The organism is Streptomyces sp. S3(2020) (assembly GCF_013044505.1).
In the GTDB taxonomy this organism is placed as follows: domain Bacteria; phylum Actinomycetota; class Actinomycetes; order Streptomycetales; family Streptomycetaceae; genus Streptomyces.
Window position 1 is genome coordinate 1 of sequence record NZ_JABERD010000191.1, and the last position, 18,467, is coordinate 18,467.

Sequence of the window (18,467 nt, forward strand, 5' to 3'; positions counted from 1 at the left end):
GGGTCGCGGAGGGCTGCTGCCGCGTGGGGGTGCTGCTGGGCTTCCTGGTCTCCTGGGCCTCGCCCGGCGACGGGTCGGCCGGCTTGATCGGCGCCCGGCTCGTCGCGGACGGCGAGGGCTCGGGGGTCGCCGTGGTCGCCACGGTCTGCTGCGGGGCGTTGTCCTTCACGGCGGACGCCACCGCGTAGCCGCCGATGCCGAGCACACACGCGACCGCGGCCGTGGCGCTGACCACCCGTACCCAGCCGAACACCGGCGGACGGGTCGCCCGGTGGTCGGGGCGGATCTCCTCGGCCATGCCGCGCTCGACCCGCGCCAGGATGCGCGCGCGGTCGGGCTCGTGCTGTCCGGCCGCCTCGTGCAGCCGGGCGCGCAGCTCGTCGTGCACGTCCTGCTGCCTCATCGGGTCCGTCCTCCGGTCTCGCCGCCGCGCGCCATCGCCGCGTGCACCTTCTGCGGTACGCCCTGGGAGCCGAGCAGCCGCTGCAGTTCGGCCATGCCCTTGGACGTCTGGGACTTAACCGTACCCACGGAGACACCGAGGGCGAGAGCGGTGTCCTTTTCCGACAGGTCGAACGCATGGCGAAGGACCACACACGCCCGTTTGCGGAACGGCAGCCTGCGCAGCGCTTCTTGGACGTCCACGACACCCGCTATGTCCGGGTTCTCCGTCTTCTCCTCGCGCTGGGACCAGAACAGGGCGACCCGGCGGCGCTCGCGGACCGCGCTGCGGATGCGGGTGCGGGCCAGATTGGCGACGACACCACGGGCGTACGCTGCCGGGTGGTCGGCCGCGCGGACCCGGTCCCAGCGGTTCCAGAGCGCGAGCAGCGCGTCCGCCGCGAGGTCGTCGGCGGCGTCCGACTCGCCGGTCAACAGATGGGCGAGACGGGACAGTTCGGCGTAGTGACGTTCGAAGAAGGCATGGAACTCCACGGAGGCTGCGTCGTCGACGACCGTGCCCACGGGCGAAACCTCCCTGTGTATGTCATGTGAATGACACGTGATCGTCCGGAGGTGACCCGGACGAGATCCGGAAGCGTAGCAGTGATCATCCGCGTGGTTCGTACGGGGCTTCGAACACAGTCTGGCGGGCCGACCCCGATTCCGTAACACGGAGAAAACCTGAAACCCGTTCAACGCGGGAACAATCCAGCCAGCATCCGCGCACAGATCAATCAGGCAACAAGGAGCAACAGTCATGTCCGACACGCAGAAGGTGGCCGACCGGCCAGTTCCCCCGCCACCGGCGGCGAACGGCCTCGACCGGTACTTCAAGATCTCCGAACGGGGATCCACCTTCGCCCGCGAGATACGCGGCGGCTTCGCCACGTTCTTCACGATGGCCTACATCCTTGTCCTGAATCCCATCATCCTGGGCAGCGCCAAGGACAAGTTCGGCGACACCCTGGACCCGGTCCAACTCACCACCGCCACCGCCCTGGTGGCCGCGGTGATGACGATCATCATGGGCGTCGGCGGCAACCTGCCCCTCGCGCTCGCCGCGGGCCTCGGACTGAACGCGGTCGTCGCCTTCCAGATCGCCCCGCTGATGAGCTGGGACGACGCGATGGGTCTCGTCGTCCTCGAAGGCCTGCTGATCTGCGTGCTGGTGGTGACCGGTCTGCGGGAGGCCGTCATGCACGCCATCCCGCAGCCGCTCAAGCAGGCGATCAGCGTCGGTATCGGTCTGTTCATCGCCTTCATCGGCTTCGTCGACGCCGGCTTCGTCACTCGGATCCCGGACATCGCGAACACCACCGTGCCGGTCCAGCTCGGCGGCACCGGCTCCCTCTCCGGGTGGCCGATCCTGGTCTTCTGTCTCGGCGTGCTGCTGACGATCGGACTGCTCGCCCGCAAGGTCAAGGGCGCCATCCTGATCAGCATCGTGACCATGACGATCATCGCGATGATCATCAACTCGGCGGCCGACATCAAGAGTTGGGGTCTGACCACGCCCGCGTGGCCCGACAAGCTCGTCGACACCCCGGACTTCGGGCTGATCGGTCACTTCAGCCTCTTCGGGGCGTTCGGCGCCGCCGACGTCAGTGTCATCACCGTCGTCCTGCTGATCTTCACGCTGGTGCTGTCCGACTTCTTCGACACCATGGGCACGGTCGTCGGCATCAGCGCGGAGGCAGGTCTCCTCGACGAGGAGGGCAAGGTCCCGAACCTCGGCCGGGTGCTGCTCATCGACGGTGCGGCGGCGGTCGCGGGCGGCGCGGCGTCGTCGTCCTCCGCCACCTCGTACATCGAGTCGGCGGCGGGTGTCGGCGAGGGGTCGCGCACCGGCTTCTCGAACCTGATCACCGGTGGCCTCTTCGGCCTCGCCCTGTTCCTGGGCCCGCTGCTCACCATCGTCCCGCTCCAGGCGGCCGCCCCCGCCCTGGTCGCCGTCGGCTTCCTGATGATGACCCAGGTCAAGCACATCGACTGGGAGAAGTACGAGATCGCCATCCCGGCGTTCCTCACCATCGCCGTCATGCCGTTCACGTACTCGATCACCAACGGCATCGGCGCGGGCTTCGTCGCCTACGTCGTGATCAAGACGGTCCTCGGCAAGGCGAAGGAGATCCACTGGCTGCTGTGGGGCACGTCGGCGCTGTTCCTCGTGTACTTCGCCATTGACCCGATCGAGCAGATCCTGGGCGTGAAGTGACCTGAAGTGAAGTGACGTGAAGGGGTGGCTCCTCTCGGGAGCCACCCCTTGCGCTAGTTCTTGAGCGCCGCTTCCATCATCGCCTTGGCCACCGGCGCCGCCAGCCCGTTGCCGCTCACCTCGGAGCGCGCCGCGTCCGACTGCTCCACCAGGACCGCGACGGCGACCTCCTTGCCGTCGGCCTTCCCGTACGACGTGAACCAGGCGTACGGCGACTTGCTGTTGTTCTCGCCGCGCTGCGCGGTACCCGTCTTGCCGCCGACGGTCGCCCCGTCGATCTTGGCGTTGGTACCGGTGCCGTCGTTGACCACGGTCTGCATCGCCGACTGGAGCTGCTCGGCGGTCTCGGAGCTGACGACCTCGGTCGTCGACGCCTCGTCGTCGTAGTTCTCCAGGGTGTCGCCGCCGCTGTCCGTGATCTGCGACACCATGTGCGGCGAGACCAGCTTGCCGCCGTTGGAGATGGCCGCGGACACCATGGCCATCTGGAGCGGGGTCGCGGTGACATCGAACTGGCCGATGCCGGTGAGGGCCGTCGACGAGTCGTTCATGTCCGAGGGGTAGACGCTGGTGTACGCCCGCACGGGCACGTCCTGCGACTCGTCGTTGAAGCCGAACTTCTCCGCCATCGCCCGCAGCTTGTCCTGGCCGAGGTTGTACGCCATCTTCGCGAACACGTTGTTGCAGGAGTACTGGAGCGCGGTGCGGATCGAGGCGTTCTCGCAGGGCGCGGACTTGCTCTCGTTCTCCAGATCGGTGACCGTGCCCGGCAGTCTGTACGGGTCCGGGCTGTCGGTCTTCTCGTCCACCGTCGAGTACAGACCGTCCTCCAGCGCGGCCGCCGCCACGACCAGCTTGAACGTGGAACCCGGGGCCACCGGCTGCCGCAGCGCGCGGTTGGTCAGCGGCTTGTCGGAGTCGGCGTTGAGCTTCTTCCAGGCGGAACCGGCCGTGTTGGCGTCGGTCAGCGAGGACGGGTTGTACGACGGGGTCGACACGACGGCCAGGATCTTGCCGGTCGTCGGATCGATCGCGACGGCCGCGCCCTGCTTGTCGCCGAGCGCGTCATAGGCCGCCTTCTGCACGTCCGGGTCGATCGTGGTGACCACGTTGCCCGGCTCGGCACGCTGGTTGGTGACCGTGTCCATGACGGACTTCAGCCGGCTGTCCGTGCCGTTGAGGAGGTCGGTGTAGATGCCCTCCAGCTGGGTCGGGGCGTAGGCCTGCGAGGCGTAGCCCGTCACCGCGGCGTACAGCTCGCCGTCCTTGTAGGTGCGCTTGTACTTGAGGTCGCTGCCTTTCGTCTGCGCGGAACCGGTGATCGACTCACCGGCCACGATGATGTTCCCGAGCGGCGACGAGTACGTCTCGATCGCGTTCCGCCGGTTGTCGCTGTCGTCCGCGAGCGCCTGGCCCTCGTAGAACTGCACCCAGGTCGCCCGCAGCAGCAGAGCGAACACCAGGAGCAGCGTGAAGACCGAAGCGCGCCTGATCGTCTTGTTCATCCCGCTCAGGTAGACGAGCGGAGCGCCACGAATCGTTCCCGTACGTCCGCGTTTCTCATGGGACGTTCATGTCCGGCGGGCTATCGCTCAAGGACCAGCACGAGCTCGTCGATCTCCGTGCCGCGCGCGTTGGCGAACCCCGTGGCCCGGGCGCTGACCCGGAAACCGCACTTCTCCAGCACGCGCCGCGAGCCGGCGTTGTCGGCGGCGGCGCGGGCGTACAGCGGGCGCTCGGGCACCTGGGTCACGAGCTCCCGCAGCGCGGCTGTGGCGATGCCCCGCCCCCAGTACGCGCGGTCGATCCAGTACGTCACCTCGCGCTCGCCCGGTTCGCCGTACACCGAGGCGCTGCCCACCACGTCCCCGTCCGCCAGGACCGTGCGATGCACGGCGTCGGAGGCCCGGATGCGTTTCCAGTGGGCGTCGAAGGCGTCCCGGTCGGCCGGGTCCTTCGGGGTGAAGGCCGCCATGTGCAGGGCCTCGGGATCGTTCATCTGCCGGAAGAACACCGGCAGATCGCTGTCATGGACCTCTCGGAGGGCGATCTGCATGCCTCAGAGCCTACGGGTGGCCAGTGTCAGCCGGTCCCGCGCGTCGAACAACGCGTCCTTCACCATCTGCTCGTGCGCGGGCGTGAGCCGCGCGACCGGCACCGAGCAGCTGATCGCGTCCCGCGCCGGGGTCCGGTAGGGGATCGCCACGCCGAAGCAGCGCAGCCCCAGCGTGTTCTCCTCGCGGTCCACGGCGAAGCCCTGCTCCCGCACCTGGTGCAGCTCCTCGATGAGCTTCTCCCGGTCGGTGATCGTGTTCTCGGTGAGCGCGGGCAGCGTCTCCGGGAGCATCTTGCGGACCTGCTCGTCCGTGCAGGTGCTCAGCAGCGCCTTGCCGAGGGAGGTCGAGTGCGCCGGGAGACGGCGGCCGACCCGCGTGAAGGGGCGCAGATAGTGCTGCGACTGCCGGGTGGCCAGGTAGACGACGTTCGTCCCGTCCAGACGCGCCAGGTGGATGGTCTCCGTCGTGTCGTCGGAGAGCCGGTCCAGCGTCGGCCGCGCCGCCGCGACCACCTCGTCGCCGTCGATGTACGACGTGCCGACCAGCAGCGCCCGCACCCCGATGCCGTACCGCGTGCCCGTCGCGTCCGTCTCCACCCAGCCCAGCTCGACCAGCGTGCGCAGCAGCATGTAGAGGCTGGACTTGGGATAACCGACGGCCTCCTGGACCGCCGCTAGGGAGTGCATACCGGGGCGCCCGGCGAAGTATTCGAGCAGTTCAACCGTCCGTACCGCGGACTTGACCTGCGCCCCGCCGCCCGTCTCGCCTGCCGACATCGCCCCAGACCCCTTCGTTGGACGAGAACCCAGTTATATAGTCTCCAACAGCATATTCATCATCAGAGACAGCGTTCAGTATATCGAACGACCCTGGTGAATGACCCAGGAACTGTGTGGAGGGACCCGCGGTGGCAGCAGCACCAGTCTGGAGTGTCGACCCCCGAACCGGGAAGCAGCGTGAGCAGGTTGCCGTGGAGGCTACCGCGCAGGAGGTGGACGCCACCGTCCGGGCCGCGCACGACGCCCGCGGCGCCCTGGCCGACCGCACGGTCCGCGCCGCGTTCCTGCGTACCGCCGCCGACAAGCTTCAGGCCGCCAAGGACCAGCTCGTCGAGGCCGGCGACGCCGAGACCGCGCTCGGCCCGGTCCGCCTGACCGGCGAGCTCGCCCGCACCTGCTACCAGCTGCGGGCCTTCGCCGACATCGTCGACGAGGGCGCCTTCCTCGACGTCGTGATCAACCACCCCGACGACACCGCGACCCCGCCGATCCCGGATCTGCGCCGCTACAAGGTGCCGCTCGGTGTCGTCGCCGTCTACTCGGCCTCCAACTTCCCCTTCGCCTTCTCCGTCGCCGGCGGTGACACCGCGAGCGCGCTGGCGGCCGGCAACCCGGTCGTCGTCAAGGCCCACCCCGACCACCCGGCCCTGTCCGAGCTGGTCGCGGTCGTCCTGCGCCGGGCCGCCGCCGAACACGGCATCCCCGAGGGCGTGCTCGGTCTCGTGCACGGCTTCGAGGCGGGCATCGAGCTGATCAAGCACCCGCTGGTCGCCGCGGCCGGCTTCACCGGGTCCATCCGTGGCGGCCGGGCCCTCTTCGACGCGGCCGCCGCCCGTCCGGTCCCGATCCCCTTCCACGGCGAGCTGGGCTCCCTGAACCCCGTCGTCGTCACCGAGGCCGCGGCCGCCGAGCGCGCCGAGGCGATCGGTACGGGCCTCGCGGGCTCCATGACGCTGGGCGTCGGCCAGTTCTGTGTGAAGCCGGGCCTGGTCCTCGTGCCGTCGGGCGCCGCCGGTGACGGCCTGGTCAAGTCGCTCACGGACGCCGTCAGCGACACCGACGCGGGCGTGCTGCTCGACCACCGGATGCGGGACAACTTCATCGCCGGGGTCGCCGAGCGCGCCGAACTGGCCGACGTGGAGACGCCGGTCACGCCGGGCTCCGGCGGCGAGCACACGGTGAGCGCGGGATTCCTCACGGTGGCCGCGAGCAAGCTGGCCCAGGCGGGCGCCTACGACCTGCTGCTCGAAGAGTGCTTCGGTCCGGTGACGGTCGTGGCGCGCTACGAGGACGAGGCCGAGCGCAACCAGGTGCTGTCGCGGCTGCCGGGCAACCTCACCGCGACGGTCCATCTGTCCGCCGAGGAGGCGGTGGGTGAGGGCCGCGGCCGGGAGATCCTCGCGGAGCTGACGCCGCTGGCGGGGCGTGTGCTCGTCAACGGCTGGCCGACGGGGGTCGCCGTGGCGGCGGCCCAGCACCACGGCGGTCCGTACCCGGCTACGACGTCCACGTCCACGTCGGTCGGTGGCACGGCCATCGAGCGGTGGATGCGGCCGGTGGTGTACCAGACGACGCCGGAGGCGCTGCTGCCGGTGGAGCTCCGCGATGACAATCCGCTGGGGCTGCCTCGTCGGTTCAACGGGCAGTTGGAGCGATAGCGCCATAGGGGTGCGGGGATTCTGGCGGCTGCGGGTTCGTCGTGGTGTGTCGCGCAGTTCCCCGCGCCCCTAGGTGGGCGCGCTCAACCTGGGATAATCGGTTGATGGACGTCTCGCTTCCCGAACTGCCCTTTCCGCTCCGTACCTACGGCCCCTCCGGGCACTGGTCCTACGAGGACGGGGTCCTCACCGGGTGGGCCGGGCCCCGGCAGGACCGGTTCGTGCCGCCCACCGCGGAAGGGCTCGATCCCGCCTCCGACGCGCCGCGCCTTCTCGGGGCCCCCGAGGGGGACTTCCAGCTCATCGCCCGGGTCACCGTGGGGTTCAACGCGTCCTTCGACGCGGGCGTCCTCTACGTCCATGTCGGCGACCGGGCCTGGGCCAAGCTCTGTCTGGAGTACTCCCCGGACGTGGCCACCATCTGCACGGTGGTCACCCGGGGGCACTCCGACGACGCCAACTCCTTCACGGTGGAAGGCAGTTCGGTCTGGCTCAGAGTGAGCCGCACCGGCCGCGCCTTCGCCTTCCACGCCTCCCGGGACGGCGAACGCTGGATATTCGTCCGGCTGTTCACGCTGGACGACGAGAAGAAGAGCGACGCCGCCCTGGTCGGCTTCATGACCCAGTCCCCGATGGGGGAGGGCTGCGTCGTGACCTACGACCACCTGGAGTTCAGGCCCGACTGGCCGAAGGACCTGAGAGACGGAAGCTGAGCGCACCCGTCACCAGCAGCAGACCGGCGCCGATCGCCAGACCCAGCCGCATCCCGGCCTCGAAGCCGTCGGCGACCAGCACCCCGAACACCGCGACCGACAGCCCTCCGGCCGTCTGCCTGGCCGCGTTGAGGACACCCGCCGCGAGCCCGGCCCGCTCACCGGGCACGGCGTCCATCAGCGCGGCCGTCAGCGGCGGCACGGCCAGCGCGCAGCCGAGCGCCATCGGTACGAGGAGAACGGCCACCAGCGCGGAGGACGTACCGGCGTCGACGTACAGCAGAAGCAGCAGTCCCGCGGCCGCCAGCGCCTGCCCGATCAGCATGGGCCGCCGTGCCCCGTAGCGCGCCGCCAGCTTCCCCGAGAACACGTTCGTCACCCCGATCAGGCCGCTCATCGGCAGGAACATCAGCCCGGCCCACAGCGCGGAACGGCCCTGCACCTGCTGGAAGAACAGGGAGAAGACGAACACCACACCGTAGAAGGCCACGCTGACCGACATCCCCGCGGCGACCACGACGGCGACGGTCCGGTCGCGGAACAGCCCGAGCGGGACCACCGGGTGCGGCTGGCGTGCCTCGATCCACAGGAAGGACCCGGCGGCGAGGACCGCGAGAGCGAGAGCGACGAGCCCCGTCGCCCCGCCCTCGATCACCGCGAAGGCCACCGCGGTCAGGGCCACCACGGCGGTCAGCTGACCCGGCAGGTCCAGCGGCGCCGGACGGCGCTCCGAGCGCGGGGTCCGCACCAGCAGGGCCAGCGCCACCGCGCCCAGCGGCAGGTTGATGAAGAAGATCCCCCGCCAGTCCCAGCCCATCGTCAGCGCGCCGCCCGCCACCGGACCCAGCGCCAGCGCCACCGAACCGCCCGCACCCCACGAGGCCACCGCACGCGTCCGGCGCGCCGGATCCGGGTACGCCTGCCGCACCAGCGCCAGCGAGGCGGGCAGCACCAGGGCCGCCGCCACGCCCTGCACCGCCCGCGCCCCGATCAGCGCGGGCAGGTTCGGGGCCAGCCCGCAGACCGCCGAGGCGAGCGTGAACAGCGCGATGCCGATCCCGAACGCCCGGCCGGCCCCGATCCGGTCCGACAAGGAGCCCGTCGACAGCATGAGCGCGGCGAAGGCGAGGGTGTAGGCGTCCACCACCCACTGAAGGCCCGACATCCCGCCGCCCAGCGCCGCCCCGACGGCCGGCAGGGCCACGTTCACGACGGACGCGTCGAGGGTGATCAACGCGAAGCCGAGGAGGGCGGCGACGAGGGTCAAGGCGGAGGAGCGGCCGGGCAGTTGACGGGTGTCGGGATCGAGCCGAGTCGTGGGCATGCCCCCATGCTGCGGATATCGGGGCACGTACAGTAGTGGCCGGAACGCCATACCTCCGGAGGTTCTGGCCATGCATCCTCGGCCGCTTCGTGTCGCCGTCGTCGCGCCCTCGCCCGTCTCGATGTTCAACCTCGCCATTCCCGAGCTGCTCTTCGAGAAGGTCCATGTGGACGGCGGCCAGGGCTACGAGGTCGTCGTGTGCACTCCGGACCCGGGACCGGTCGCCACCACCGGAGGGCTGGCCCTGCAGGTGGAGCGCGGGCTGGACGCCGTCCGGGACGCCGACATCGTGGTCGTCGCCGGGACCGGGCACCCGTACGACCCCGATCCGCGCACCGTCGAGGCCGTACGCGAGGCGGCCGCCGCAGGCAAGCGCGTGACCTCCATCTGCAGCGGCGCCTTCGTCCTGGCCGAGGCGGGCCTCCTGGACGGCCGCAGCGCCACCACGTACTGGCAACTGGCGGACGAACTGCGCGACCGCTACCCGTCCCTGGACCTCCAGGGCGACGTCCTCTACGTACAGGACGGCCAGGTCCTCACCTCGTCCGGCTACGCGGCCGGCATCGACATGTGCCTGCACATGATCCGCACCGACTACGGCGCAGCGGTCGCCAACGAGGTGGCCCGCCTCTCCCTCGTCGCCCCGGTGCGCCCCGGAGGCCAGACCCAGTTCGCCCAGACCCCGCTGCCCCTCGAACGCGGCACCGCCTGCGCCGACACCCGGGGCTGGGCCATGCGCAACCTCGACAAGCCCCTCACCCTCACCGACCTCGCCCGCCACGCCGGTGTCTCGGTACGCACCCTCACCCGACGCTTCCACGCGGAGAGCGGCGTCAGCCCCCTCCAGTGGCTCCTCCACCAGCGCATCGAACGCGCGAAGGAACTCCTGGAGACGACCACCCTGCCCATGGACCAGGTGGCCCGCTCCTGCGGCCTCGGCACCGCCGACTCCCTGCGCGCCCATCTGGTCCGCCGCACCGGTCTGACACCGAGCGCCTACCGTGCCCAGTACAGCCGTCTGGGAACCGGGCCGTCCGAGGTCTCGTCCTCCGTTGCGTGATCGATGACGGAGCTGTCGGAGCACGGGTGATCAGGACCGCCGTACCCGCCGAGGCGGAGGCCGTCGCCGGGCTGCACGCCCGTGCCCGGGCCACGTACTACCCCGACGGCATCCCCGACGACGGCACCGACTGGCTCGCCACCTGGCGGAGCGCCATCGCGCGGCCGGACGGGCATGTCCTGTGCCTGGTGGACGACGGGCGCATCGCCGGACTCGCCTCCTTCCGCATCCCCGAGGGAGCCCCGGCGGACACGGTCAAGCTCTTCCAGTTCCACGTCGAACCCGACCGGTGGCGCTCCGGCGTCGGCACCGCTCTGCACGCGGCCTGCGTCGAGCAGTGGCAGGCCGACGGCAGGCGGCGGGCCGTGCTGGAGGTGCATGTGGACAACGTGCGGGCGCAGGCCTTCTACACGGGCCGGGGCTGGGCCCCGCACCCCGTCGAACCGGGGCACCACCATCTGCGCATGACCCTCCCGCTGACCGGGGAATGAACCCCACTCCTTGAACGTTCACCGATTAACCGGAGGCCGTCTCCGTACCCGTGCGACCTGGAAAGAGCCGAAGACATGCGCGTCGAGATCTGGAGCGACATCGCCTGCCCGTGGTGCTACGTGGGCAAGGCCCGCTTCGAGAAGGCGCTCGAGGCCTTCCCGCACCACGACCAGGTCGAGGTGGTCCACCGCTCCTTCGAGCTGGACCCCGGGCGCGCCAAGGGCGACGTCCAGCCGGTGATCAAGATGCTGACCAAGAAGTACGGCATGAGCGAGGCGCAGGCCCAGGCCGGCGAGGAGAACCTCGGCACCCAGGCCGCCGCCGAGGGGCTCGCCTACCGCACCCGGGACCGCGACCACGGCAACACCTTCGACATGCACCGCCTGCTCCACCTCGCCAAGGCGCGGGGGAAGCAGGACGAGCTCATCCAGCTCTTCTACCAGGCCAACTTCGCGGAGGAGCGCTCCGTCTTCGCCGAGGGCGAGGAGCGGCTCGTGGAGCTGGCCGTCGCCGCCGGTCTGGACGCCGACGACGCCCGCGAGGTGCTGGCCGACCCGAACGCCTACGCCGACGACGTCCGCGCCGACGAGCGCGAGGCCGCCGAACTCGGCGCGAACGGCGTGCCGTTCTTCGTCCTCGACCGCAAGTACGGCGTCTCCGGCGCCCAGCCCGCCGAGGTCTTCAGCCAGGCGCTGACCCAGGCCTGGGGCGAGCGCCCGCCGCTGAAGCTGATCGAGGACGGGGGCGCGGAGGCCTGCGGTCCCGACGGGTGCGCGGTGCCCCAGCAGCACTGAGACGGCGCAGGTCAGGGCCGATCCATAAGGGTTTCTTAGGGGAACCACGTAAGAATCCGCAATGGACCAATGCCTGGAGCGGCTCCACAGTGGACCCATGGAGACCTTCGAGAGCCTCGTCCGTGCCGAGTTCGCCCCGAAGAACACCTACCTCAACACCGCGTCCAGCGGTCTGCTCCCCGCCCGTACCGTGACCGCCCTGACGGAGGCCACGAGGATCCGCGCCGAGGGCAGGCCGCTGGACCCGCTGTTCCAGGACGTGGAGAGGGCCCGCGCGAGCTTCGCCCGGCTGGCCGGAGTGCCGGCGCACCGGGTGGCGGCCGGCGCCTCGGTCTCCACCTTCTCCGGCCTGGTCGCCGCCTCGCTCCCCGCGGGCGCCGAAGTCCTCACCGCGGAGGACGACTTCACGTCCGTCGTGAACCCCTTCCACGCCCGCGGCGACCTCAAGGTCCGTATCGTCCCGCTGGAGCGGCTCGCCGAGGCCGTCCGCCCGGAGACCGCCCTCGTCGCGGTCAGCGCCGCCCAGTCCGCCGACGGCCGGATCGCCGACCTGCCCGCCCTGCGCGAGGCCGCCCGGGCGCACGAGGCCCGGACGTACGTCGACTTCTCCCAGGCCGCCGGATGGCTGGCCATGGATGCCGGCGCGTACGACTACACCGTCTCCACCGGCTTCAAATGGCTGCTCGGCCCGCACGGCGCCGCCTTCCTGGCGGTCCCGGAGGACTTCGGCGACCTGACCCCCCTGCTGGCCGGCTGGGTCGCGGGCGAGATCCCCTGGGACAGCTGCTACGGCCCGATCGCCGAACTCGCCCACTCCGCCCGCCGGTTCGACATCAGCCCCGCCCTCTTCGTGTACGCCGGCCTGCGCGCCTCCCTCTCCCTGATCGAGGAACTCGGCGTGGCCGCCGTCCACGCCCACGACCTGGCCCTGGCCGACCGCTTCCGGGCCGGCCTCGCCACCCTCGGCCACGAACCCGTACCGGCCCCCGGCTCGGCGATCGTCTCCGTCCCCGGACTCGGCGCGAAACAGCCCGAGTTGAGCGCGGCGGGCATCGAGGTCTCCGACCGCGCGGGCCATCTGCGCGCCTCCTTCCATCTGTACAACACCCCCGCTGACGTCGACCGCCTACTGGACGCCCTGTCCATCTGACCTACGGCGCGCGAACCATTGGCCATGGCCTGTTGTCGTGAACCGCTGGCGCGGGCCCGGCGAGGGCGCTAGGAAAGGCACCAGGGGTGGTGGTGCCGGTGGAACAAGCGGGCGACACGTCCGTGCGGCCTCCCGTCGACACAGAGCTGCACAGGCGGCTGGTGTACGGCGACGAGTCCGCGTTGACCGAGGCGTACGAGGCGTACGGCGGCCTGGTGCGGAGGGTCGCCGTCCGGGTCACCCGGAGCCCGGGCGCCGCCGAGGACGTGGCGCAGGAGGTCTTCGCCCACCTGTGGAGCAGGCCGTACGCCTTCGACGCGGGCCGCGGCACCCTGCGCACCTGGCTCTCCATGCTCGCCCACCGGCGAGCCGTGGACTGGGTGCGCAGCGAGGCCCGGCACCGCAAGGCCGCCGGCGCCGACGACCTGGCGCTCCAGGCCATCCCCGAGCCCGGCCCCGGCCCCGACGAGACGGTCGTGGACCGCGAGCGCTCCGTTCTCCTGCACTCCGCCCTCGCCGAACTCCCGGAGCCCCAGCGGGAGGTGGTGCACCTGGCCTACTTCGCGGGCCGCACCTACCGGCAGGCCGCCGTCGAGCTCGGCATCCCCGAGGGGACGGCCAAGACACGGCTGCGCACAGCGTTACGCACCTTGGCCGAGTCTTTGGCCGACCCGCCCGACCCCGCGCTCGAAAGGGGCGCATGATGGGAAGGGATCCGCGAAAGGGGGTGCACGGTGACCACTGAACACGACGGCGTACGCGACCTGCTGGCCGCCTGGGCCTTCGGGGCGCTGGACCCCGCCGACCGCAGGACGGTCCCGCTGCATCTGGCCGAGTGCGAGAGCTGCGCGGCGGAGGCGGAGCGGCTGCGGGAGACGGTACGACTCCTCGACGGCTCCGCGGCGAACGGCTCGGGCCACCGCCCGGCCGCCGCCATCCTCTCCGGCGCCCTGCGCACCCGCTCCGCCGCACCCCGGGTCGCGGCGCACGCCGCCCCCTACGCCGCGGCGGTGGCAGGACTCAAGGCGCTGCTGCCCGAGATCGAGGGCCGCTGGTCCACCCCGGTCGTGCACGACTGGGACGTGCACGCGACCGTCGCCCATCTCCTCGCCGCCGACGAGCACCTGGCGCGGCTGCTCGGTCTGGACACCCGCCTGCCGCTCTCCCGGGTCCCGCACGACACCCACTGGGGGGACGCCTGGAACGAGCGGACCGCCGAGGTCATCGCCCACGAGTACGGCCGTACGCCCGAGGAGACGGTCGCCGACTGGGCCGCGCAGGCGGGCGCCCTGCTCACCGCGCCGGAGGCCACCGATCCCGAACCGGCCGCCCGCGCGGTGATGTTGATGGGGGTACGGCTGCCGGTCGCCGACCACTACGTGGTGCGCGCCTTCGAGGCGTGGATCCACACCGACGACATCGGCCGCGCCCTCGGACTCGCCGTCCCGCCGCCACCCGAGGCACACCTGTGGCAACTGGTCCGCCTGGCCGTCCGCATCCTCGGCCTGGCCCTCGACCGGACCGCCGCGCCGGTGCTGTTCTCGGTCACCGGCGGCGAGCAGTGGGTACTGGGCTCGCAGGACGAGCCCGTCCGGGCCGAACTCACCCTGGACCCGGTCGACTTCTGCCTCCTGGTGGGTGGCCGCCACACCCCCGACGAGGTGCCGAGGGCCACCACGGGCGACGCGGCCGCCGTACGGAACGTACTGGAGCGGGCCGCGTCGCTGGCGTGGCTGTGAAGGGGCATGCCGGTGAAGGTCACCTCACCGGGGTGAAGTCCCTGGCGCCGATGAACTCCGGCCGCCGTACGGGTGCCGCGAACGGCTCCACGGCCGCGTTCTCCACGCTGTTGAACACGATGAAGACGTTGCTGCGCGGGAACGGCGTGATGTTGTCGCCGGACCCGTGCATGCAGTTGCAGTCGAACCAGGTCGCCGAACCGGCCCTGCCGGTGAACAGCTTGATGCCGTACTCACCGGCCATCGCGGTCAGCGCCTCGTCCGAGGGCGTGCCCGCGTCCTGCATCTGAAGCGACTGCTTGTAGTTGTCCTTCGGTGTGGCCCCCGCACAGCCGAGGAACGTGCGGTGCGAGCCCGGCATGATCATGAGGCCGCCGTTGGTGTCGTGGTTCTCCGTCAGGGCGATGGAGACGGACACCGTCCGCATGTTCGGCAGCCCGTCCTCGGCGTGCCAGGTCTCGAAGTCCGAGTGCCAGTAGAAGCCGGAGGCACCGAACCCGGGCTTGACGTTGATCCGCGACTGATGGACGTACACGTCCGAGCCGAGGATCTGCCGGGCCCGCCCGACGACCCGCTCGTCCCGCACCAGACGCGCGAACACCTCGCTGATCCGGTGCACCTCGAAGACGGACCGGATCTCCTTGGACTTCGGCTCGACGATCGACCGCTCGTCCAGGCGGATCGCGGGGTCGGCGACGAGCCGCTCCAACTCCTGCCGGTAGACGGCCACTTCGTCGTCGCCGATGATCTGGTCGACGGAGAGGAAACCGTCGCGCTCGAACGACTCCAGCTCGCCCGTGGCGATCGGCCCCGGCGCGCCGGGCGCCGACCACACGACCGGGTCCTTGCGGGGCGTCGACACCTCCGTGGCGCCGCGGCTGGGGTACAGGTCGGTGATGGTGGTGCTCATGGTCAGTCCTCCTCCGTCAGCAGGGGATAGACGCCGTTCTCGTCGTGGTCCTCCCGGCCGGTCACGGGCGGGTTGAAGACACAGATGCAGCGGAAGTCCTCCTTGATCCGCATCGTGTGCCGTTCGTGCCCGTCGAGGAGGTACATGGTCCCGGGCGTGATCGTGTACTTCCGCCCGGTCTCGTCGTCGGTGAGTTCGGCCTCGCCCTCGACGCACACCACGGCCTCGATGTGGTTCGCGTACCACATGGACGTCTCCGTACCCGCGTACAGAATCGTCTCGTGCACGGAGAAGCCGACCCGCTCCTTGGCGAGCACGATGCGTTTGCTCTCCCACGTCCCGGACGCGGCCCTCACATGCCGGTCGGTTCCTTCGATGTCCTTGAACGAACGGACGATCACGTGCTGAACAGCTCCTTCTCTCAGAGGGTTTCGCGTACGGCGCGGGCGAGAACGCTGAGTCCCTCGTCCAGTTCCTCGGGGGTGATCGTGAGCGCCGGAAGCAGCTTCACGACCTCGCCCTCCGGGCCCGACGTCTCGATGAGCAGCCCGAGCTCGAAAGCCCGGTGCGCCACCCGCCCCGCGCGCTCCTTCTCGTGGAACTCCAGGCCCCACACCAGCCCGCGCCCCCGGTACTCCTTCACATCGGCGAGGTTCTCCTCGGTGATGGAGATGAGGGCCTGCTCGATCTGCTCACCGCGCTCGCGGGTCTGCTTCTCCATCGCGGAACCGTCCGCCCAGTACGTCTCCAGGGCGGCGGTGGCGGTGACGAAGGCGGGGTTGTTGCCGCGGAAGGTGCCGTTGTGCTCGCCCGGCTCCCAGATGTCCAGCTCCGGCTTGAACAGGCAGAGGGACATGGGAAGGCCGTATCCGCTGATCGACTTGGACACGGTGACGATGTCCGGCGTGATGCCCGCCTCCTCGAACGAGAAGAAGGCACCCGTACGTCCGCACCCCATCTGGATGTCGTCGACGATGAGCAGCATGTCCTGCCGCTCGCACAGCTCGGCGAGCGCCTGGAGCCATTCCCTGCGGGCCACGTTGATACCGCCCTCGCCCTGCACGGTCTCGACGATCACGGCGGCCGGCTTGTTGAGCCCTGAGCCCTGGTCCTCCAGGAGCCGCTCGAACCACAGGAAGTCCTCGACCGCGCCGTCGAAGTAGTTGTCGAACGGCATCGGCGTGCCGTGCACGAGCGGGATCCCGGCGCCGGCCCGCTTGAACGCGTTGCCGGTGACGGCGAGCGACCCCAGCGACATCCCGTGGAAGGCGTTGGTGAACGAGACGATGGCCTCGCGCCCCTTGACCTTCCGCGCGAGCTTGAGCGCGGACTCGACGGCGTTGGTGCCGGTCGGCCCGGGGAACATGACCTTGTACGGCAGGTCGCGCGGTCGCAGGACGACGTCCTGGAAGGTCTGGAGGAAGGCCCGCTTCGCGGTGGTGGACATGTCGAGCCCGTGCGTGACGCCGTCCCGCTCCAGGTAGTCGATCAACGCCCGTTTCAGGACGGGGTTGTTGTGGCCGTAGTTCAGGGAACCGGCGCCCGCGAAGAAGTCCAGGTAGTCGTGGCCGTCCTCGTCGAACATGCGGCTGCCCTGCGCACGGTCGAAGACGGTGGGCCAGCCGCGGCAGTAGCTGCGCACCTCGGACTCGAGGGTCTCGAAGACGCTGAGGTCGGGCTGGGTGATGGTCACGAAGAATCGCTCCTCGATGCGTGGGGGAGGGAGAGGGAGGGGAGTGCGTTTCGGCCGTCGCGGGCTGTGGCGGGCCGTCTCGGTCGTCAGAGGGAGAGGGGGCCGATGCGGTACAGGACTTCGGGTTCGTGCGGCCCGTCCGGGAACTGGCCCGTGTCGAAGAGCACTTCACGTTCCAGGCCGGCGTCGTGCCGTTCGGCGAAGGCGCTGAACAGCCGCTCGGAGGCGGTGTTGCCGGGCGTGATGGTGGTCTCGACGGCGGTGATCCGCTGCTCGGCCGAGGCCCGCGCGGCGAGTGCGTCGAGCAGTGCCCCGGCGAGCCCCCGTCCGCGGTACGCCTCGTCCACGGCCACCTGCCAGACGAGCAGGGTGCGTGGACGGTCCGGGCGCAGGTACCCCGTGACGAAGCCGACCGGCTCCCCGCGTCCGTCCCGGGCGACGGCCGACGTGGCGGCGAAGTCGCGGCACCACAGCAGATAGCTGTACGACGAGTTCAGGTCGAGGGCCTCGGAGTCCCTCGCGATCCGCCACAACGCGGCGCCGTCCGCGACGGACGGAAGGTCGATTCGCAGTTCTGCTGTCGTGTCTGCTTGTGCGGCAGTCATGCGAATTGAATTTACCCAGCCAAATTAAAAATTGCATCGCCGGGAGGGGTTACGGGTCGGCGGGGCCTGTGTTATCACGCGGGCGCGGGCGGACGCGTGAAAGGTGCGAGGTATGTGCGGCTTCGCCCGCATCAAAAGGGGCAAATCACCCTCGATGTGTAACGCGTCACAGCCATGTAATCCCCATGAGATCTGCCCGAATTCGGCCGGTTGACGTTCGCGGAATCTTTGCGTTTAGGGTGATGAAAATCGGGCAGACGAATACGGGAGGATATCCTGGAGTGAATTCCAGAATTACCCCTGAATTAGGCTCCGGTCACTCCGTCGATTCGTTCCCGCAAGATGTCGGCATGCCCGTTGTGCCGGGCGTACTCCTCAATCATGTGGACGAACACCCACCGCAGACTGACCTCCATCCCGGGAACGGGCCCCTCCATGACCCGCCCGGTGCCGTCGAGCGGCCGCCCGGCGACGATCTCGCGTCCCCGGGCGATCTCCCGCCGCCAGACACCGAGTACGTCCTCGAGCGTGCGGGCGGGATCGAGGCGGTACCCGGTCGCTTCGCCGAACACGGGCGGCACATCGAGGCCCGCGACCACCCGCTGGAACCAGTTCCGCTCGACCTCGGCGAGATGCTGCACCAGCCCGAGCAGCGTCAGTGCGGAGGGCTCGGCGGAGGGGCGCCGCACCTGCTCGTCGTCCAGCCCAGCGCACTTGAGCTCCAGCGTGGCGCGGTGGAAGTCCAACCAGCTTTCCAGCATGGGGAGCTGTCTCTTATACCCATCGAGCGCTGCCGACGAAGGGGAGAGTGGGGGCAGCGGGGGGGGCGGAGAA

At 70.2% G+C, this 18,467-nt stretch carries 19 protein-coding genes and 1 pseudogene; 9 read left to right on the forward strand and 11 right to left on the reverse strand.

Going from position 1 to position 18,467, the window contains the following annotated elements:
• A pseudogene (locus HLK59_RS38460) lies at positions 1–403 on the reverse strand (hypothetical protein); the annotation flags it as partial.
• Complete coding sequence (locus HLK59_RS38465; protein ID WP_171146276.1) at positions 400–966, reverse strand: SigE family RNA polymerase sigma factor; 567 nt, start codon at positions 964–966, stop codon at positions 400–402. The gene HLK59_RS38465 and the pseudogene HLK59_RS38460, both read right to left, overlap by 4 nt.
• 235 nt (positions 967–1,201) lie before the next feature.
• Between HLK59_RS38465 and HLK59_RS38470 the strand changes: the two genes are divergently transcribed.
• Complete coding sequence (locus HLK59_RS38470; RefSeq protein ID WP_171146277.1) at positions 1,202–2,659, forward strand: NCS2 family permease; 1,458 nt, start codon at positions 1,202–1,204, stop codon at positions 2,657–2,659.
• Between the two features lie 53 nt (positions 2,660–2,712).
• Here HLK59_RS38470 and HLK59_RS38475 read toward each other — a convergent pair whose 3' ends face one another.
• From HLK59_RS38475 to HLK59_RS38485, 3 genes are all read right to left on the reverse strand, one after another.
• Complete coding sequence (locus HLK59_RS38475; RefSeq protein WP_171146278.1) at positions 2,713–4,164, reverse strand: penicillin-binding transpeptidase domain-containing protein; 1,452 nt, start codon at positions 4,162–4,164, stop codon at positions 2,713–2,715.
• A gap of 80 nt (positions 4,165–4,244) precedes the next feature.
• A complete protein-coding gene (locus HLK59_RS38480; protein WP_171146279.1) occupies positions 4,245–4,715 on the reverse strand; it encodes a GNAT family N-acetyltransferase in 471 nt (156 codons plus the stop codon).
• A gap of 3 nt (positions 4,716–4,718) precedes the next feature.
• Positions 4,719–5,492 (reverse strand): IclR family transcriptional regulator, encoded by a 774-nt coding sequence (locus tag HLK59_RS38485; RefSeq protein WP_171146280.1) that lies wholly within the window; start codon positions 5,490–5,492, stop codon positions 4,719–4,721.
• A 131-nt stretch (positions 5,493–5,623) separates the two neighbouring features.
• Here HLK59_RS38485 and HLK59_RS38490 point away from each other — a divergent pair, with 131 nt between their 5' ends.
• Together HLK59_RS38490 and HLK59_RS38495 are read left to right on the forward strand one after the other, a co-directional pair.
• Positions 5,624–7,153: an aldehyde dehydrogenase (NADP(+)) gene (locus HLK59_RS38490; protein WP_171146281.1), complete on the forward strand. Its 1,530-nt coding sequence runs from the start codon at positions 5,624–5,626 to the stop codon at positions 7,151–7,153.
• A 104-nt stretch (positions 7,154–7,257) separates the two neighbouring features.
• Entirely contained in the window at positions 7,258–7,866 is a 609-nt protein-coding gene (locus tag HLK59_RS38495) for a DUF1349 domain-containing protein (RefSeq protein ID WP_171146282.1), read from the forward strand.
• On the opposite strand, the gene HLK59_RS38500 is transcribed toward HLK59_RS38495, so the two are convergent.
• A complete protein-coding gene (locus HLK59_RS38500) occupies positions 7,826–9,190 on the reverse strand; it encodes an MFS transporter (RefSeq protein ID WP_240982893.1) in 1,365 nt (454 codons plus the stop codon). The genes HLK59_RS38495 and HLK59_RS38500 overlap by 41 nt on opposite strands.
• A gap of 70 nt (positions 9,191–9,260) precedes the next feature.
• Between HLK59_RS38500 and HLK59_RS38505 the strand changes: the two genes are divergently transcribed.
• The 6 genes from HLK59_RS38505 (at position 9,261) to HLK59_RS38530 (ending at position 14,425) form a co-directional block, all read left to right on the forward strand.
• Positions 9,261–10,250 (forward strand): helix-turn-helix domain-containing protein, encoded by a 990-nt coding sequence (locus HLK59_RS38505; RefSeq protein WP_171146283.1) that lies wholly within the window; start codon positions 9,261–9,263, stop codon positions 10,248–10,250.
• 26 nt (positions 10,251–10,276) lie between these two features.
• Positions 10,277–10,741: a GNAT family N-acetyltransferase gene (locus tag HLK59_RS38510; RefSeq protein ID WP_171146284.1), complete on the forward strand. Its 465-nt coding sequence runs from the start codon at positions 10,277–10,279 to the stop codon at positions 10,739–10,741.
• Between the two features lie 75 nt (positions 10,742–10,816).
• Positions 10,817–11,536 carry a DsbA family oxidoreductase gene (locus HLK59_RS38515; protein WP_171146285.1) on the forward strand — a complete coding sequence of 240 codons (720 nt, stop codon included), beginning with the start codon at positions 10,817–10,819 and terminating at the stop codon, positions 11,534–11,536.
• Positions 11,537–11,633: 97 nt separating this feature from the next.
• Positions 11,634–12,686 (forward strand): aminotransferase class V-fold PLP-dependent enzyme, encoded by a 1,053-nt coding sequence (locus tag HLK59_RS38520; RefSeq protein ID WP_171146286.1) that lies wholly within the window; start codon positions 11,634–11,636, stop codon positions 12,684–12,686.
• A gap of 86 nt (positions 12,687–12,772) precedes the next feature.
• The gene (locus tag HLK59_RS38525; RefSeq protein ID WP_171146287.1) at positions 12,773–13,390 is read left to right on the forward strand and encodes a sigma-70 family RNA polymerase sigma factor; all 618 of its coding nucleotides are present in this window, start codon (positions 12,773–12,775) and stop codon (positions 13,388–13,390) included.
• A 30-nt stretch (positions 13,391–13,420) separates the two neighbouring features.
• Complete coding sequence (locus HLK59_RS38530) at positions 13,421–14,425, forward strand: maleylpyruvate isomerase family mycothiol-dependent enzyme (RefSeq protein WP_171146288.1); 1,005 nt, start codon at positions 13,421–13,423, stop codon at positions 14,423–14,425.
• A 19-nt stretch (positions 14,426–14,444) separates the two neighbouring features.
• Here HLK59_RS38530 and thpD read toward each other — a convergent pair whose 3' ends face one another.
• The 5 genes from thpD to HLK59_RS38555 all read right to left on the reverse strand — a co-directional run bounded on the left by thpD (position 14,445) and on the right by HLK59_RS38555 (position 18,394).
• Positions 14,445–15,341: an ectoine hydroxylase gene (gene thpD / locus HLK59_RS38535; RefSeq protein WP_171146293.1), complete on the reverse strand. Its 897-nt coding sequence runs from the start codon at positions 15,339–15,341 to the stop codon at positions 14,445–14,447.
• Positions 15,338–15,736, reverse strand: coding sequence for an ectoine synthase (locus tag HLK59_RS38540; protein ID WP_171146289.1), 399 nt, complete (start codon positions 15,734–15,736; stop codon positions 15,338–15,340). Before HLK59_RS38540 ends, thpD begins: the two co-directional genes overlap by 4 nt.
• 20 nt (positions 15,737–15,756) lie before the next feature.
• Positions 15,757–17,028, reverse strand: a complete 1,272-nt coding sequence (gene ectB, locus HLK59_RS38545) for a diaminobutyrate--2-oxoglutarate transaminase (RefSeq protein ID WP_171146290.1) — start codon at positions 17,026–17,028, stop codon at positions 15,757–15,759.
• A gap of 86 nt (positions 17,029–17,114) precedes the next feature.
• A complete protein-coding gene (gene ectA, locus HLK59_RS38550; RefSeq protein WP_171146291.1) occupies positions 17,115–17,633 on the reverse strand; it encodes a diaminobutyrate acetyltransferase in 519 nt (172 codons plus the stop codon).
• Positions 17,634–17,938: 305 nt separating this feature from the next.
• Complete coding sequence (locus HLK59_RS38555; protein WP_240982894.1) at positions 17,939–18,394, reverse strand: DinB family protein; 456 nt, start codon at positions 18,392–18,394, stop codon at positions 17,939–17,941.
• Between the last annotated feature and the right edge of the window lie 73 nt (positions 18,395–18,467).